Source organism: Bradyrhizobium yuanmingense (assembly GCF_900094575.1).
Lineage (GTDB): Bacteria > Pseudomonadota > Alphaproteobacteria > Rhizobiales > Xanthobacteraceae > Bradyrhizobium > Bradyrhizobium yuanmingense.
This window is the reverse complement of record NZ_FMAE01000007.1, coordinates 574,275-591,269: the sequence shown is the minus strand read 5'-3', so window position 1 is coordinate 591,269 and position 16,995 is coordinate 574,275. Positions and strand designations below refer to the sequence as shown.

The 16,995-nt window shown below is 65.1% G+C and carries 15 protein-coding genes; 7 read left to right on the top strand and 8 right to left on the bottom strand.

What is annotated here, in order from left to right:
- Positions 1-122 precede the first annotated feature (122 nt).
- A complete protein-coding gene (locus GA0061099_RS27315; protein ID WP_036006709.1) occupies positions 123-581 on the bottom strand; it encodes a hypothetical protein in 459 nt (152 codons plus the stop codon).
- Positions 582-922: 341 nt separating this feature from the next.
- Here GA0061099_RS27315 and glgC point away from each other — a divergent pair, with 341 nt between their 5' ends.
- The 3 genes from glgC (at position 923) to GA0061099_RS27300 (ending at position 4,118) form a co-directional block, all read left to right on the top strand.
- Positions 923-2,185, top strand: a complete 1,263-nt coding sequence (gene glgC / locus GA0061099_RS27310) for a glucose-1-phosphate adenylyltransferase (protein ID WP_036006706.1) — start codon at positions 923-925, stop codon at positions 2,183-2,185.
- The gene (gene glgA / locus GA0061099_RS27305; protein WP_036025034.1) at positions 2,182-3,636 is read left to right on the top strand and encodes a glycogen synthase GlgA; all 1,455 of its coding nucleotides are present in this window, start codon (positions 2,182-2,184) and stop codon (positions 3,634-3,636) included. The genes glgC and glgA overlap by 4 nt, the downstream gene beginning before the upstream one ends.
- 221 nt (positions 3,637-3,857) lie before the next feature.
- On the top strand, positions 3,858-4,118 hold the full coding sequence (locus GA0061099_RS27300) for a SemiSWEET transporter (protein WP_036025033.1): 261 nt from the start codon (positions 3,858-3,860) through the stop codon (positions 4,116-4,118).
- A 174-nt stretch (positions 4,119-4,292) separates the two neighbouring features.
- On the opposite strand, the gene GA0061099_RS27295 is transcribed toward GA0061099_RS27300, so the two are convergent.
- Positions 4,293-5,087 carry a DODA-type extradiol aromatic ring-opening family dioxygenase gene (locus tag GA0061099_RS27295; RefSeq protein ID WP_036006697.1) on the bottom strand — a complete coding sequence of 265 codons (795 nt, stop codon included), beginning with the start codon at positions 5,085-5,087 and terminating at the stop codon, positions 4,293-4,295.
- 154 nt (positions 5,088-5,241) lie between these two features.
- Between GA0061099_RS27295 and GA0061099_RS27290 the strand changes: the two genes are divergently transcribed.
- Entirely contained in the window at positions 5,242-5,421 is a 180-nt protein-coding gene (locus GA0061099_RS27290; protein ID WP_036006694.1) for a hypothetical protein, read from the top strand.
- Positions 5,422-5,428: 7 nt separating this feature from the next.
- Here the strand turns inward: GA0061099_RS27290 and GA0061099_RS27285 are convergent, their stop codons facing one another.
- Positions 5,429-6,913, bottom strand: coding sequence for a carboxylesterase/lipase family protein (locus GA0061099_RS27285; RefSeq protein WP_036025044.1), 1,485 nt, complete (start codon positions 6,911-6,913; stop codon positions 5,429-5,431).
- Between the two features lie 79 nt (positions 6,914-6,992).
- Positions 6,993-7,241: a hypothetical protein gene (locus tag GA0061099_RS27280; protein WP_036025032.1), complete on the bottom strand. Its 249-nt coding sequence runs from the start codon at positions 7,239-7,241 to the stop codon at positions 6,993-6,995.
- Positions 7,242-7,432: 191 nt separating this feature from the next.
- Here GA0061099_RS27280 and GA0061099_RS27275 point away from each other — a divergent pair, with 191 nt between their 5' ends.
- From GA0061099_RS27275 to GA0061099_RS27265, 3 genes are all read left to right on the top strand, one after another.
- Positions 7,433-10,120 (top strand): flavin-containing monooxygenase, encoded by a 2,688-nt coding sequence (locus GA0061099_RS27275; protein WP_036025030.1) that lies wholly within the window; start codon positions 7,433-7,435, stop codon positions 10,118-10,120.
- Positions 10,121-10,255: 135 nt separating this feature from the next.
- Positions 10,256-10,528 carry a hypothetical protein gene (locus GA0061099_RS27270; RefSeq protein ID WP_036006682.1) on the top strand — a complete coding sequence of 91 codons (273 nt, stop codon included), beginning with the start codon at positions 10,256-10,258 and terminating at the stop codon, positions 10,526-10,528.
- A gap of 84 nt (positions 10,529-10,612) precedes the next feature.
- Positions 10,613-10,933, top strand: a complete 321-nt coding sequence (locus tag GA0061099_RS27265) for a hypothetical protein (protein ID WP_036006679.1) — start codon at positions 10,613-10,615, stop codon at positions 10,931-10,933.
- A 319-nt stretch (positions 10,934-11,252) separates the two neighbouring features.
- On the opposite strand, the gene GA0061099_RS41395 is transcribed toward GA0061099_RS27265, so the two are convergent.
- The 4 genes from GA0061099_RS41395 to GA0061099_RS27250 all read right to left on the bottom strand — a co-directional run bounded on the left by GA0061099_RS41395 (position 11,253) and on the right by GA0061099_RS27250 (position 16,412).
- The gene (locus tag GA0061099_RS41395) at positions 11,253-11,408 is read right to left on the bottom strand and encodes a hypothetical protein (RefSeq protein WP_167361678.1); all 156 of its coding nucleotides are present in this window, start codon (positions 11,406-11,408) and stop codon (positions 11,253-11,255) included.
- 103 nt (positions 11,409-11,511) lie between these two features.
- Positions 11,512-12,030 carry a septal ring lytic transglycosylase RlpA family protein gene (locus GA0061099_RS27260; RefSeq protein ID WP_036025042.1) on the bottom strand — a complete coding sequence of 173 codons (519 nt, stop codon included), beginning with the start codon at positions 12,028-12,030 and terminating at the stop codon, positions 11,512-11,514.
- A 200-nt stretch (positions 12,031-12,230) separates the two neighbouring features.
- Positions 12,231-13,883: an NAD-dependent malic enzyme gene (locus tag GA0061099_RS27255; protein ID WP_074448138.1), complete on the bottom strand. Its 1,653-nt coding sequence runs from the start codon at positions 13,881-13,883 to the stop codon at positions 12,231-12,233.
- A gap of 204 nt (positions 13,884-14,087) precedes the next feature.
- Complete coding sequence (locus GA0061099_RS27250; protein WP_036025029.1) at positions 14,088-16,412, bottom strand: mechanosensitive ion channel domain-containing protein; 2,325 nt, start codon at positions 16,410-16,412, stop codon at positions 14,088-14,090.
- Between the last annotated feature and the right edge of the window lie 583 nt (positions 16,413-16,995).

Genomic DNA, 16,995 nt, shown 5'->3' with positions numbered 1-16,995 from the left:
AAAGGGCCGCCGAATGCGCAGGCTTCGCCTCAGGCCAGGCCCATTGCATCTCGCCGCGATCCTGCTCATGCATGTTGCATGCATGAGCCTGATCGTGTGGCTGTCATTCTAGCCGCGCGGTCTCACCAGTAGCCGCGGTAGTAGGGACGGTAGACACCAAACGGGCGGTGATAAACCCGGTACGGCCGGTAATAGCCATAGCTGTAATACGGACGGTACGGCCGATAATATCGCGGATAGACCGGTGCGTAGCCGTAGCCGCCGTAATAGGCGGGGGCGTAACCATAGCCGTAGCCCGGATATCCATAGCCGTAGCCGCCATAATAGGGCCGGCCATAATAGCCGTAGCCGTAAGGAGACCCCGCGGCGATGGCGCCGCCGATGAGCGCGCCGGCTGCGAGACCGCCCAGGGCAAAGCCCCAGCCGCTGCCGCGCCAATGCACCGGTGTGACATTGTCACCGGCCGCAGCCTTCATCGTCGCAACGTTGGTCGGCATCGGGGCCGCCGTGGCCTGCCCGATCTGGGCCACCATGACCACCCCGGCCAATGAACAGGCAATCGCCGTCTTCCAGATCCTCATCGTCCTACTCCCTGTCTGACCTTTCGCTTGGAAAAAGGATCGCAGCGTCATGATCGGACATCCTTGCGCCAAGTCAAAGCGTTGAATTTCAAAGCCTGGAGTTTGCGTGCACCGCACAAGACGCTTGCCTCCGTTCTGATCAACCGGTGCCCGGCGACGTCATCGCCTGTGACAGCCGCGCGACGGTGGCTGAGGCCCGATCACCCCGGCAAGGCATTAAGCTTCCCGTGCATTCGCAACCAACAACCACCTTCACGATTTACTATTCGTGCCATTACTATCGGTTCCAATGTGCGCGGCCGGGAGGCTTCTCGCGAGCGCCAGAGTTGTGGGAGGATCACATGAGTGCCGCGAGACCCGAGCCGCTTGCCCGTCAGGCGCTGGCGTTTGTCCTGGCCGGAGGACGCGGCAGCCGCCTGCTGGAGCTGACCGACCGCCGCGCCAAGCCGGCGGTCTATTTCGGCGGAAAGTCCCGCATCATCGATTTCGCGCTGTCGAACGCGGTGAACTCCGGCATCCGCCGTATCGCGGTGGCGACCCAATACAAAGCGCACAGCCTGATCCGGCACCTTCAGATGGGCTGGAACTTCTTCCGCCCCGAACGCAACGAGAGTTTTGACATCCTGCCCGCCAGCCAGCGCGTCTCCGAGAGCATGTGGTATGTCGGCACGGCGGACGCGGTGTACCAGAACATCGACATCATCGAATCCCACGCCTGCCGCTTCATCGTCGTGCTGGCCGGAGACCACATCTACAAAATGGACTACGAGGTGATGCTGCGCCAGCACGTCGAGAGCGGCGCCGACGTCACCGTCGGCTGCCTGGAAATGCCGCGGACCGAATCTTCCGGTTTCGGCATCATGCATATCGACGAGAACGGCTGGATCCAGGAGTTCCTGGAGAAGCCGAAGGATCCGCCGCCGATGCCGGGCAAGCCGGACGTCTCGCTCGCCAGCATGGGCATCTACGTGTTCGACGCGAAATTCCTGTTCGATCAGCTCAAGCGCGATGCCGAGGACCCGAACTCGAACCACGATTTCGGCAAGGACATCATTCCCTACCTGGTCAAGAACGGCCGCGCGATGGCGCACCAGTACTCGACCTCCTGCGTCCGCTCCGGCAGCGACACTCGCGCCTATTGGCGCGACGTCGGCACGGTCGACGCCTATTGGGCCGCCAATATCGACCTCACCGACGTGGTGCCCGAGCTCGACCTGTTCGACCGCGCCTGGCCGATCTGGTCCTATGCTGAGATCACGCCGCCGGCGAAATTCGTCCATGACGAGGAGAGCCGGCGCGGCCAGGCGGTGAGCTCGCTGGTCTCCGGCGGCTGCATCATCTCCGGCGCGTCGCTGCGCCGCTCGCTGCTGTTCACCGGCGTGCGCATCAACTCCTACGCCAATGTCGAGAATGCCGTGATCATGCCTTACGTGAGTGTCGGCCGCGGCGCCCGCTTGAGGAACGTCGTGATCGACCGCGGCGTCGAGATCCCGGAAGGGCTCGTCGTCGGCGAGGATCCCGAGTTCGACGGAAAGCGCTTCCGCACCACCGAGCAGGGCATCTCGCTGATCACCCAGCCGATGATCGACAGGCTCAATACATGACGCCTGTTCGCGTCCTCGCGGTCGCCTCTGAAGTCTATCCCCTCGTCAAGACCGGCGGCCTCGCAGACGTCGCCGGCGCGCTCCCGGTTGCGCTGAAGGCCCATGGCGTCGAGATGCGCACCTTGCTGCCGGGCTATCCCGACGTGATGCGCCTTTTGTCCGGCACAGAGGAACTGCGGCGCTGGCCGGATTATTTCGGCGGCCCCGGCCGGCTGCTGGCGGGCTCGCATGCCGGGCTCGATCTGTTCGTGCTGGACGTGCCGCATCTCTATGCGCGGCCAGGCAACCCCTATGTCACCACTGACGGCGTCGACTGGGCAGACAACGGCGTGCGCTTCGCCGCGCTGTCGCGCGTGGCGGCCGATATCGGCCACGGCCTCGTGCCGGCCTTCGTGCCCGATGTCGTGCACGCCCACGATTGGCAGGCGGGGCTCGCGCCGGCCTATCTGCACTACGACAATCGTCCACGGCCCGGCACCGTGATGACCATCCACAACATGGCCTACCAGGGCAAGTTCGCCCCTGAGCTGATCGGATCGATCGGCCTGCCCTGGCATGCCTTCAACGTCAACGAACTGGAATATTTCGGCGGCATCAGCTTCTTGAAGGCCGGCTTGAGCCTTGCCGATCGTATCACCACGGTATCGCCGACCTACGCGAAGGAAATCCAGAGCGACGAAGGCGGCATGGGCCTCGGCGGCCTGCTTCGTGAACGATCCAACGTGCTGAGCGGCATCCTCAACGGCATCGACACCGAGGTCTGGAATCCGCAAACCGATCCCCACATCGCCTACCGCTTCGGCGCGGAAGACCTGACCTTCCGGGCCGCGAACAAGGCGGTGCTGCAGCAGCAGTTCAACCTCGATTCCTCGGACGAAGCGCCGCTGCTCGGCGTCATCAGCCGGCTGTCGTGGCAGAAGGGGCTCGATCTCCTGATGGAGGCCATCCCGACCATCCTGCGGGAAGGCATGCAGCTCGCGCTGCTCGGCAGCGGCGACCGCGATCTGCAGGATGGCTACCAGGCCGCGGCCCGCGCCAATCCAAGCCGGATCGGCGTCGTGATCGGCTATGACGAAATCCTGGCGCACCTGATCCAGGCCGGCTCGGACGCGCTGATCGTGCCGTCCCGCTTCGAGCCGTGCGGCCTAACCCAGCTCTGCGCGCTGCGCTATGGCGCCGTGCCGATCGTCTCGCGCGTCGGCGGCCTCGAAGACACCATCGTCGATATCGGCGAGGCCGACGCGTCCGGCCACGATGCCACCGGCTTCAAATTCGCCCCCGTGACGGCGGATGCCCTCGCCGGCACGCTGCGCAAGGCCAACACCGCCTTCCACGACAAGCTGACCTGGCGCCGCCTGCAACGCAGCGGCCTTGCGACCGACGTCTCCTGGCGTAATCGCGCCGGCGACTATGCCTCGCTGTACCGCAGCCTCATGGAGGCGCGCGCGTGAGTCTGCAAGCCGGTCGCGTTTGATAGTGGCTTTCGTAGCCTATCCTTCGAGACGCCCGCCTCCAGCGGGCTCCTCAGTATGAGGACGGAGAACGCGGCAACAAGTTCGGTCCTGCTGAGCCTCATCCTAAGGAGGCGCGCAAGCGCCGTCTCGAAGGACGAGGCGCGCGCAGACTGCCGCCCGAAGCGTGACCGTCGTCGAATCCATGCTATAGAGCGCGCATGGACCCGCTCATGATCAAGCTGATCGGCTTTGCCGCCGCCACCTGCACCACCGTCGCTTACGCGCCACAAGCCATCAAGGTATGGAAGACCCGCTCCACCGGCGACATCTCGCTCGGCATGTTCCTGGTGATGGTGCTGGGCCTCGCGCTCTGGCTCATCTACGGCCTGCTCTCGGGCGATGCCCCCCTGATCGCCTCGAACGCCGTCACCATGCTGCTCGCCGGCGGCATCCTGGTGATGAAGCTGAGATACGGGTGAAGTTGCGACGCTCCTCTTCCTTCTCCCCTTGTGGGAGAAGGTGGCGCGAAGCGCCGGATGAGGGGTTCGCTCCACGAGTTCATTGCGCGAGATTCCGGCGGAGAGAGACCCCTCACCCGTCTCGCCGCTTCGCGGCGATCCACCCTCTCCCACAAGGGGAGAGGGTAGAAGAATTCATCCAAACACATACGAGGCCATCGCCACATGCGCGACCTCGTCGACGAAGACGCGCCGTCCGACGTCGCTTCCCGCAGCACCGGCCGCCACCATCAGCGGCAGCAGATGGTCCTCGCGCGGATGTGCAAGGCGTGCGCTCGGCGCATTCTCCCAATCGACCAGCATGGCATTGCGGCGCGCCGCATCGGGGTTGCTGATCGCCTCGTTCAGATAGGCCTCGAAATCATACGAGACGGGCTTGGACTCCGGACGGTTGAAGCCGCGCATGTTGTGATAGGTCAGGCCGCTGCCGACGATCAGGATGCCTTCGTCGCGCAAGGATGCGATCGCCTGCCCCACCTTGACGTGCTCGGCCGCGTCATAGCTGGACTTCAGCGACAGCAGCACGATCGGCATGTCGGCATTCGGATACATCAGCCCGAGCGGAACGAACGTGCCGTGATCGAAACCCTGGTCGGGATCTTCGCGGCAATCGAGGCCGGCATGCGTGAGCAGCGCCTTCACTTGCGCGGCAAGCTCGGGCTTGCCCGGCGCCGGATATTTGATGTGGTAGGTATGCTCGGGGAAACCGTAATAATCGTAGACCATCGGTGGATGCGGCGAGGTCGACACCGTGAAGGCGTCGGCTTCCCAATGCCCGGTGATGACCAGCACGGCCTTCGGCCTCTCGGGCAGAAGCTGCGGCAAGTTCGCGAACGCCTCGGCGGTCTTGGCATATTGCACCCGCCTGTCCTCCATGAAGGGCCAGGGGCCGCCGCCATGCGACAGGAACAGGGTCGGAAGTCGCGTCATCGGCTCGTCTCGTTGACAACAGGCACGTGCGAGCGGTCCGCACGATCGGCGATGAGCATAGGCAAAGCGGCATGGTTAGCAAGTCGTTAACGATTTGCCGCCCAGAATCCCCGCTGGGCCGAAGCAGTCGGCCTGAAGACAAGTGAGACGTACGATGAGGAAGTTTGCGCTGGGGGACGTCGTCAACAGTGACAAGGGCCGCCGCGGTGTCGTCCGCGCCGCCTTCAAGTCGCGGGATGGCCAGCAGTTCTATGCCGTCGAGAAGGACGGCGCGATGGATTATCTGGAGGAAGACCGGCTCAGCCCGGCGCCGCGCGTCGAGCTCGCGGCTTAAATCCGCTTCATCTCCTGCCCTCATTTGCGAGCCGGTCGAGACGATCCGCGATCGGATCGTCGCCGCTCGCGATGCCGTCGTTCGTGATCAGCAGCAGGCGATCGCCGCTGGCTGCGTCCCAGCGTGGCAGGTCGGGACCATGTAGGTCGGGACCATTGGGATCGCCACTTCGGGCGAAGTTTATCCAATAGGCGCGCATGCGGCCTGCGACCTCGCGGTCGCGCCGCGACAGGATGCCCGCACCGGGCACGCCTTCCGTACCGAAGATGAACTGCAGCTCGCGCCCGTGGCCGACGTCCGGATTGGCGCGCCTGGCCTCCGGCACATAGGCGAAGCGGTAGCGAAAGGTCGGCGCGCCGCCTGCCGCGTGCAGACGTGCCAGCAGCCGCACCGGCTCGGAAAAGACCTTGTCGGTGTAGATTCTTGCCGCGAGATCCGAAGGTCTGGTGAGATCGGGATAGAGCTTGCGCAATTCGCCGTCGCCCGCGCCCGGCGGCGCAAGCTCCCCCTTGATCGCGGTCTCGTTCTCCAGGCCGGTCTCGTCCTCGTTCGAGCCGATGATCAGGGGAATGCGGCTCTGGCGTCCGGCCGCAAAGCCCGCGGCGAGGTCCTCGGTCGCGAGACGTCCATCCATCATCGGTGCAAAGCTGTGCGGCGATGTCTCCAGCAATTGTTTCTCGGCGGCCAGCAGGCGCCGCGGCTCGACCGCGCGCAGATCCGTCTTCGGCGAAAGCGCGGCCACGAAGAGCCGGCCGATGGCCTCCGCCTCTTCCGCCGAACGCAGGCGCGCGCGGCCGGGCACCGATTGCAGAATGGCCTTGTGGAACAGATTGCGCGCTTGCGCGGACAGCATCAGCAGCGCAATCGATGTCGCGCCTGCATCGCTGCCGAACAACGTGACGTTATCAGGATCGCCGCCGAACGCCGCGATATTGTCGTGCACCCAGTGCAGCGCGGCGATCTGGTCCATCAGGCCGAAATTGCCGGAGCCGGCGTCCGACAGCGCGGGATGCGAGAGCCAGCCGAGCGCGCCGAGGCGATAATTCACGGTGACCACGATGAGGCCCGCCTGCGCCAGCTTGGCGCCAACGAACAGCGCATCGTTCGCGGTGCCCGTGACGAACGCGCCGCCATGGATGAACACCATCACCGGCAACGGGCCGTCGACCCCGAAAGGACGAAACACGTTCAGCGTCAGGCAATCCTCGCTCGCCGCCGGCAGCGCCGGCTGAAGGCACGGCGCGCCGTATTCGTAGGCGGTGCGCATCTCCGAGCTTTCGGTCGTCGGCTGCGGCGGTTGCCAGCGCAGCGCGCCGAGCGGCGGCGCCGCGTAAGCCAGCCCCTTGAACGAGGCCACCTCGCCTTCCACGGCGCCGAGCATCTGCCCTTCACGCGTCAGCGCGAATGGAAACTGCCCGACCGACTGGGCGAGGGCCGGGCCGGCGCCACACAGGACTGCAATAGCCGCAACGAATGCAAGCAGGGCCCGCATCTTCGCAACGATCTCGATGAAGGGTTTTGGCAGGTTATGTCCGAAGCCGTCGGCGAGGCAACCCTCGCGCGCCTTGAGCCTAACCGCCTTTGCCAATCAGCTCCGCGAGCGCGTGGCGCGCGACGATGCCGAGCTCGCCCAGGGTGGAGTGGCCCGCCCGTGCCGCCTCGATCAGGCGCTCGGCGATGAACCTGCGGCTGTCGTGATCGCCGCCATGCGGCAGTTGCCGGCACGTCTGCTCGAGGACGACGTCCATGTTCGCTCTGGTTCGCTCACTCAACTCTGTCATGACGCCCGGGCGGTACGCGTGGCTTGTAAGCGCAAGCATACACAGAAGGACGATGGCTGATTACCCCGGGCGATCACGGCCATGGTGCATCGCGGTGCGTGTGGTGCCGCAACCTTCGCGCGGTCACGAAGCCGCCGCAAACGACCACCCTAAGATTGCACTCGCTGTAATGACAAGCTGAGCCTGCGGCGATAGCCTGCCGCCAAAACAAGACATCCGGGAGGAATACCATGCCTGACGCAATGGTTGCCACACGTGCTTCCGATGGGCGCGGAACCGCTCAGCAGGTCGATGTTGCCGTGGTCGGCGCCGGATTTGCCGGCCTCTACCTTCTCCATCGCCTGCGCAAGACGGGGTTCTCGGCAGTCGGGCTCGACGAGGCCGGCGATGTCGGCGGCACCTGGTATTGGAACCGCTATCCGGGCGCGCGCTGCGACATCCAGACCATCGATTACAGCTACACGTTCGATCCGGAGCTCGAGACCGCCTGGACTTGGTCGGAGAAATACGCGACCCAGCCCGAGATCCTGCGTTACCTCGGCTTCGTCGCCGATCGCTACGATCTGCGCCGCGATATCCGTTTCAAGACCAAGGTCACCGAAGCCAGATGGGACGAAGCGTCGGAGCGCTGGCTCATCACCACTGACAATGGGCCACCCGTCTCCTGCCGCCATTACATCATGGCGACCGGTTGCCTCTCCGCGCCAAAGCCGCCGGAGATCGACGGCGTCAAGGACTTCAAGGGCGAGGTCTATTTCACCGGGCGCTGGCCGCATGACGGCGTCGATCTCACCGGAAAACGCGTCGCCGTGATCGGCACGGGCTCCTCGGCGATCCAGTCGATCCCTGTGATCGCCGAGCAGGCTGCGCATCTGACGGTGTTCCAGCGCACACCGAATTTCGCGTTGCCGGCGCATAACGGCCCTGCGCCCGCGGACCGCATGAGCCTGTTGCAGAGCGACCGCGCGGCCTATCGCGAGCAGGCGCGGCAGTCGATGGCCGGCGTGCCCTACCCGCAGCAGACGGTCGTGAGTTGGCAATTGAGCGATGCCGAGCGTCGCGAGCGGTTCGAGCGCGCCTGGGCGGCCGGCGACCTCGTCCACATCCTGACGCAGCTCTGGGCCGACCAGGCCGTAGACGTCGACGGCAACAAGATCGTCCAGGACCTGATCCGCGAGAAGATCCGCGTCGCCGTCAAGGATCCCGAGACCGCCGCGGCGCTGATGCCGGACGACCATCCTTTCGGCGCAAAGCGCCCCTGCCTCGAGACCAATTATTACGCAACCTACAACCGGCCGAACGTCACGCTGGTCAATCTGCGCAAGGAGCCGATCAAGGCGATCACCGCGAGCGGCATTTCCACGAACGGCCGCAGCTTCGACGTCGACGTCATCGTCTTCGCAACCGGCTTCGACGCCATGACCGGCGCGATCCGTGCCGTGCATCCGATCACCGGGCGCGGTGGCAAGTCGCTGTCCGATGTCTGGGCGCAGGGACCGCAGACCTATCTCGGCCTCACGGTCGAGGGCTTCCCGAACTTCTTCATGATCACCGGACCCGGAAGCCCGTCGGTGCTGTCGAACATGGCGGTGTCGATCGAGCAGCATGTCGACTGGGTGGTCGATCGCCTTGCGTCGCTGCGCGATGCCGGCTTCACCACGATCGAGCCGACCGAGACGGCGCAGGCCGGCTGGAACAGGCACATGGCCGACTGCTCGATGCTGACGCTGCACCGGCTCGCCAACACCTGGTACACCGGCGCCAACGTGCCCGGCAAGGTGCAGGGGCTGATGCCCTATACCGGCGGCGTCGGCCCTTATCGCAGCATCTGCGATGAGGTGGTCAGCCGCGGCATGCTCGGCTTCAAGCTCACCGGCCCCGATGGCGCCGTCCAATGCAATGACGGCGAGGTGGTGCGCCTGCAGCCGGACGTGCGGCTGGTGCTGAACCTGCTCGCCTCGCTCAACCTGCCGCCGATCGAGTCGATGGGCGCGCTCGGCGCCCGCGCCTTCGTCAACGAGTTCAACAAGGGCCGGCCTGCGGGGCGGCCGATCGGCGAGATCGTCGACGGCACCCTGCCCGTCGCCGACGGTGCGTTGCCCTACCGCGTCTACAAGCCGGCAACGCCGGGACCGCATCCGGTCGTGGTCTATTTCCACGGCGGCGGCTGGGTGCTTGGCGACGAGCAATCGGACGAGCCGTTCTGCCGCGACATGGTGCGGCGGACCGGCATGATGTTCGTCAGCGTCGGCTATCGCCACGCACCGGAGCATCGCTTCCCGACCGCGGCCGAGGACGGCTATGCGGCCACGCGCTGGATCGCCGAGCACGCCGCCGAGCTCGGCGGCAGACCGGGCCCGGTGCTGGTTGCAGGCTGGAGCGCCGGCGGCAACATCGCCGCCGTCACCTGCCAGCTCGCGCGCGACCGCGGCGGGCCAGCCATCGCCGGCCAGCTTCTGGTCTGCCCGGTCACCGACTGCAGCTTCGATCGGCCCTCCTACAACGAAAATGGGACCGCCTACTTCTTGACGCGCTCGCTGATGTACTGGTTCTGGGACCTCTATTGCTCGCCGGCGGACCGCACCGACCCGCGGGTCGCCCCGCTGCGCGGCAAGGTTGCCGGCCTGCCGCCGGCCCTCGTGGTCACCTGCGAGTTCGATCCGCTGCGCGACGAGGGCATCGCCTATGCCGAGGCAATGGCCGCAGCGGGCGTGCCGGTCGAGCAATTGAAGGCGCGCGGCCACTTCCACTCGTCCTTTGCGATGGTGGACGTGGTGATCACAGGCGTGTCGGGACGGGTGCAGATGGCGGAAGCCTTGCGGCGCTTCGCCGGACTGCCGCCCAAGGTCGGCAGCAGTGACGGTCAAGGAGATGGTCACGCCAGCCCGCGGCACGAGATCGCGGCCGCCGCGAGCTGATTCAGCCACGAGGCGGCCGGGAACCTTTTCCCGGCTGCCGCGTTCGGTGTCTGTGGCATTGAGTGCAGCGATAGGTGTATCGGCCCCGGCACGCGAGCACGTGTGCTGGGGTCGTGTTTTGCGTGAGGCAGGGCGATGGGGGACGTGGTCGGGGATTCAAAGGTCAATTTCGGCGCGCTTGCGGTGCTGCATAAATGGCCATCACTTGCCAATCAGCGCCAGCCTGACCGGGAGCCCTACCAGCTCATCGAAGGCACGCTCGACGATTGCATCTCGGCTTTCATGCAGAAACCGGCGACGACCCGGCACCTCTACGAGATCCGCACCGTAGCGCAGCCGCCGCTCGTCACCGAGATCCTCTCCCCCGAACACGTCCTCGAGCTGTCGCGCTTGAGAGAATTTCTCTGACGCCCTTCACAAGCGTGCGAGCAGGAACCTTCTTCCGGTTCTTCCCGTTGTCAGGGATCAAAGCAATGACGTGAGCGCCTCGAGATGTTTGACGCCGGCGTATCATCACCGATCGTGCCTTACGGAGCGGACCAGACCCTGTTCGTGGTGGTTGATCGCCGTGACGAGGCGACAGAAATCCGCATCGAGCGCAGCGATCTCGACACCACGATCGGCGAGCTCGTCGCCGGCTGCTTCAATGACCCGATCAAGGTGATCTCGTTCAACACGCTCGAGCACTGGATGAAGGATATCTCGTGCGACGTCGCCGGCGAGATCCGCGCACGCTGCGACATCTATGGAATAGAGCTCCCCGATTATCTCAGCGACTTCATCGAAAGCCATTCCCAAAGCGCGATGAAATGAAGCTCACTTGCCGAAAAGGACGGAGGTGCGCTCCCTCCCTGCTTGCGGGAATGACTATCGCATTTGGGAGTTTTTCTCTGCGGCCATCCTTCGAGACGCCCGCTTTGGGCGGGCTCCTCAGGATGAGGGCGGAGTGCGCGGCAGCAGTTTCAACGAGCACTGATGCTGATTAGCCTCATCCTGAGGAGGCGCGTCAGCGCCGTCTCGAAGGACGAGGCGTGCGCGCAGGCCGCCGCCACAAGTCATATCCGATAGCCCTGCGCTTGCGGGAGAGGGAGTGCACCTCCCTTGTAGCAATCAAACCTGATCGCATCGCGCATTAGTTGCGGCGGCGTTTGCCGGCGATGACCTCGATCTCGCGGCGGCGTTCGCCCGCGAAGGTCAGCAGCTTTTCGATCGTCAGCGTATCCGTGATCCGTTTGGCGAGCCGCTCGGCGCGCGCAGCCTGATCTTCGAGATGCTGGATCGTGTTCAAGCGTCGCCTCCCCCAAAGCCCCGAATTGTGCGGACAGCTATGGTGCTTGAGAAGCCGCTAACAGCCGGTTAAGCGCGCCCGCACGGTCGCGACGCGTGGCGCCCTATTGCACGACTTCGAGCCTGACATTGGTAATGCCCTTGTCGACCATGCCGAGCGCCTCGGCGGCCGACGGCGAGATGTCGACCACGCGTCCGCGCACGAAGGGCCCGCGATCGTTGACCCTGACCGTAACGAAACGGCCGGAGGAGGTCTCGGTAACGCGCAGCTTGGTGCCGAACGGCAGGGTGGGATGCGCCGCGGTCAATTCGTTCCTGTCGAACTTCTCGCCACTCGCGGTCTGCGTATCCGAATAGAAGCTGGCGATGCCGTGCGAAGCGGTTTGCTTTGCGTCGCGGGCGGGGACGCGCGCCCGGCTGATCGGGCGTGGATGCAGCGCCGCCACCCGGTGCGGGCGCTCGACCGCGGCTTGCCGGGTCGTTCCGGCGAGATCGGCTTTCTGACGGCCGACCGGCGATTGCGAGCAGGCAGCGAGCGATGCGGCGCCCAAGACCGCGAGCAATAACCGGCTCGAGCTCGCCAGCGACATCCGGGCAGTTTCGGCACTTGCAATGCGAGACATGATGCGCCCTCCGAACAACCCCAAGTTTCGGTGGGCAATGAGGGCAGAACCTTGTCGGAACAAAAGCGGCTCTGGGGCCGCCTTCGTTTCGCGCCAGCTGTGGCGATTCCACCACAGTGACCTGTTCAGAATCGGGACAGATCGGCGAAGGATCAGCCCGATACGGCCCGCGAGCCGCGGGTTTCGGCGCGGCCCGATCTCTAGTACTTCGGCTCGTACATCTGCGACTGGACCAGAGCCTTCACGTCATTGGGCGCGGGTCCGTCGGCGAGCGCGCGTTGATAGGCCACATCCGCAACCGCCGCCGCGATGCGCACGGAGACCTCGCGGATACGCGGCAGTGCCGGATAGAGGCTGCCCTGAGCGAGGTCCTCCTTGCCGACGCAATCGGCGAGCGCGTGGGCCGCCGCCATGAACATCTCATCGGTCACGAGGCGCGAGCGGCTGGCGATGACGCCGAGGCCGACGCCCGGGAAGATGTAGGAATTGTTGCCCTGGCGCGGCACGAAGCTGCGGCCGTTGAGCTTGACCGGATCATACGGACTGCCGCAGGCGAACAGCGCGCGTCCCTCCGTGTAGCGATAGGCATCCTCCGCCGAGCACTCGGCTTTCGAGGTCGGGTTGGAGAGCGCGAACACGATCGGCTGCTCGTTGAGCTCGGCCATCGCCTTGAGCACGTCGGGCGTGAAGGCGCCGCCGACCGCGGCGACGCCGATGATCGCCGTCGGCTTCAGCGTCTTGATGGCGGTGAGGAAGTCGGCGATCGGCGCCTGACCGGCATGGGCATAGCGGAGCTTATGGCCAGAAAGGCCTTCACGGCCGCTGACGACGAGACCGCGGGAATCCACCAGCCAGTTGCGGCGAAGCGCGTCCGCCTCGGACGCGCCTTCCGCCATCATGGCGGAGACCACGAGGTCGGCGATGCCGGTCGCCGCCTCGCCCGCGCCGAGGAACAGGATCTTCTGATCCTTCAGCTTGCCGCCGGAGATGCGCAGAGCCGAGAACAGGCCGGCGAGCGCCACCGCCGCGGTGCCCTGGATGTCGTCGTTGAAGACGCAAGCCTCGTCGCGATATTTGTGCAGCAGCTTGAACGCCGAATGATTGGCGAAGTCCTCGAACTGGATCAGCACGCCCGGGAACGTCTTGCGCGCGGCTTGCATGAACTCGTCGACGAAGCTGTCATAGGCCTCGCCCGTCAACCGCCGCTCGCGCAGGCCGAGATAATAGGGATCGTTCAACAGCTCTTCGTTGTTGGTGCCGACATCGAGCACGATCGGCAAGCACGCTTCCGGATGCACGCCGGCGCAGGCCGAATAGAGCGATAGCTTGCCGACCGGGATGCCCATTCCGTTGGCACCGAGATCGCCAAGTCCCAAAATGCGCTCGCCGTCGGTGACAACGATCAGCCTGGCCTGGTAGGGCCAGTTCTTCAGGATCTCCGCGATCTGGCCGCGGTCGCGCGAGGAGATGAACATGCCACGCGGCCGCTGGAAGATCAGGCCGTATTTCTGGCAGGCAAGCCCGACCGTCGGGGTGTAGATGATCGGCTGGATCTCGTCGATATTGTCGACGACGACGCGGAAGAACAGCGCCTCGTTGCGGTCATGCAGCGCGTTCAGGGCAACGTATTTTTCCAGGTCCGTCGGCAGCGTGCGCAGATTGGTGAGCACGCGCTGAGCCTGGGTCTCCATCGTCAGCACGCAGGGCGGCAACAGGCCGCGCAAGCCGAGTGCGGCGCGCTCTGCTTCCGTGAAGGCCGTGCCCTTGTTGAGCAGGGGGTCGCGCAGCAGCGTCATGCCGTGCGCGGTGTCGGATGATGTCGAATGGGCGCTGACCCGAGCAGGTCTATTCACGATTCCCCCAAGGAGTTTCTTATTGAACCACGACCATTGTCGGCCAGCGTTCAATCGAGATCAAGGAGACTCCGGCCGCGATCGTGATCTCGCACCGCAGCAGATTTTGCAAACGCCTGGCACTTGCGCGCGAAAAGGTTTAACGCGCCAACCGGGGCGCGCGTTGGCGGACCCAAATAAAGGCAGGCCGGAATTTGGGACTGCTTATCCCGCCGCCCGCCGGGGCGTCAGATTGGCAGCGCTGTCCGCCGGCGGCGCGATGTGCATCAGGATGGTCTGCACCGGCGATGCGACCTCGATCCCGTTCTGCTGGAAGCGCAGCTTCATGCGGCGGTTGAATTCGCGCTGGACCGGCCAGCGGCCGGCCTCGGTGCAGCGGATCTGCCCGACGATCGACACCATCGCGCCATCGACTTTGTCGACGCCCCACAGCTCGAGGTCGCCGCGGATGAGCGCGCGGAAGTCCGCTTCACGGCGCATCTCATCGACGATGTCCTTGAGGATCTGGCCGGCGCGGTCGGTGTCTTCCTTGTAGGCGACGTTGACGCTGACCGAAGCATTGCCGGCGCCGCGGCTGGCATTGGTGATGGTTGTGACTGCGCTGAACGGCACGATGTGCACGGCGCCGTCGCCCGCGCGCAGACGGATGGTGCGGATCGAGACGTTCTCGACGACGCCCGACAACCCCGACACGCTGACGCTGTCGCCGACCTGCACCGTATTCTCCAGCAGCAGGAACAGGCCGGTGATGAGATCCTGCACCAGCTTCTGCGAGCCGAAGCCGATCGCAATGCCGACGATGCCGGCGCCCGCCAGCAGCGGCGCGACGTTGACGCCGATCTCGCTGAGCGCGGTGAGGCCGACGATTGTCGCGATCAGGCAGAGCAGCCCTGTGCGCAGCATCGGCTGGAAGGTGCGCAACCGCGCGGCGCGGGCATAGTGCCCGTCCCGCGACAGCGTATTGATCTGGCGGTCTAGGAGCGCATTGCTGGCTTCCCAGATCGCCGCGGCGATGAGCACGGCAAGGCCAATGGTCACCACGGCCGAGATCAGCCGGCTGCCGATCTGGCCGCCATAGAACCAGACGATCGCGTCCACGCCCCAGACCTCGAGCACCGCCACGAAACCGATGAAGGCGATCACGCCGGATACGATCCTGCGGAGCAGCGGCAGATAGCGGTTGGCACGGATCTCGAGGCCGGGAAAGCGCTGGAGGATCTCCGGCTTGATGCGGAAACCGCGATCGATCAGGCTCAGCGTCAGCATGATGACGACACGTGCGACCAGCGCCACTGCGATGGTGCCGACGAAATATTGCAGCAGCAGCGAATAGCCGTTGCGGATGTTGAGCGCCCACACCGCCCAGAGCGCGAGGTCGAGCGCGATGGCAAGATAGTGCCAGCCGCCGGCGACGCGGTTGCGCAAACGAGCCGCGATCCCCTGCCGCTCGGCCGGGGCGCGGATGGCATCGGCGACCTGGCGGCGGCATTGCAGGACGATGACGGCGATGAAGAGGTGCACGACCAGCATCACCATGCGCAGCAGCGCGGCGTAGCCGGCGCGGTGCAGGCCGAGCAGCAGCGCCACATTGGCAAAGGCGATGCCGGAGACGCCGACGCCGACGATGCGGCGTGCCCAGATCTCGACATAGGCGGCGGTCTCCGCGCGCACCGGAAACAAGCCGAACGGCCCCGCCAGCGCCCGGACCAGGCAGATGAGCCCGCGCGAGAACGCATAGGCGTTGACGACGGCGAGGATCACGAGGCGGACGGTTGTCGGTTCTCCAATCTCCGTCCCGAGCAGCGCGGTGGCGACGCCGACGAAGACGAGCACGGGAAGCAGCTCGAGCACGAAACGGCCGAACACGAAGGGCAGGCGCAGCATGATCTGCCAGACCCGCGCAAGGCTGTGACGTCGCTCCTGCATTTCAGGTGCAGGCGTAACGTCGGCGACTGACGATGGCGGATCGGCAAGCGGCAACGCGGGTGCCGGCAGGCGCGCGGTTTGCGGCACGCGTCCCTCCAGGAACGCGACCGGCCGGCGGATCAGGCGGAAGATCACCCATTCGGCCAAGAGGGCGCAGCCGAGCACCAGCGCAAGCTTCCAGGCGATCTCGAGCAGAAGATTGTAAGCCGCGGGATCGTTCGCGGTGCGCACGATCCAGTAGTAGAACGCCGGAAAGTGCGTGAGCGTCCGCGCGATGCCGGCGATCTCACGCGAGATTTCGCCGATCTCCTCCGAGACCGTCAGCATGAGCTGCGCACCGAGGCCGTCGGCCGAAAGCGGGATCGGCGAATTCGGCTGCGGCGCGGCCTGTTGCGAACCAGACGCGTTGGCGATTGCACGGAGCGTATCGATCATCTGCGCGCGCTTCTTGTCGTCCTGAAGCGTGTCCAACGCACGCTTCGCCTCGTCAGGCGATAGCGCCGCGGCACCGTTCGCGGACGGCGCATCGGCGCGGGCGCAGGAGAGAGAAGAGATTGCAAGGAAAAGAGCGGCGAGAAGCGCCGGGACAAGCTTTTGCGACACGCAGATTCCCTGGAAAAGTGAATGTGCTCGCAGGTAGCGTGGCCGTCACCGCCGAAGCACATCCGTCATGTCGGATCGGCGCTATTCGCCCCCAGCCTGTGTCGGAAGTTGGCCTTTGGGACGACATTCTCTTGGCATTTGCCGCAATGCAGGATCGGGAGCTGATGTCTCCGTCAGTGCGCGCAAAGACCCGTTTGCGGATCAACCAGCAGGATTGAGACGAGCGGGGTGTCAAAAAAAATTGGTGCGGCGGCCTTCACGGCCATCCGACACGATCAAAATACAGCGCCGGGAAGGTAGGGGCTTTGCCTCACTGATGCAGCCCGCTAAACCTTGTCCCGGCGTGCCGTTCGCGGTTTCCGCCGCTATGCGATAGTCCGAACGAGCTCCATCGCAATTAACGCGGCTGGATTTGCGGAGGTGGTGTCATAGACCTCCCCTTGCTCATGAGGTGGACGTTGCGCGTCGCTTGTTTGCGACCGCTATGATGCTCCTCCTGCGTCGCAAAACTGTCAAGCGGGATCAATGATCTGACGATCACATTTGACGATCCGAGTTCCGCCGTGCAAATCGCTTCCGCGCG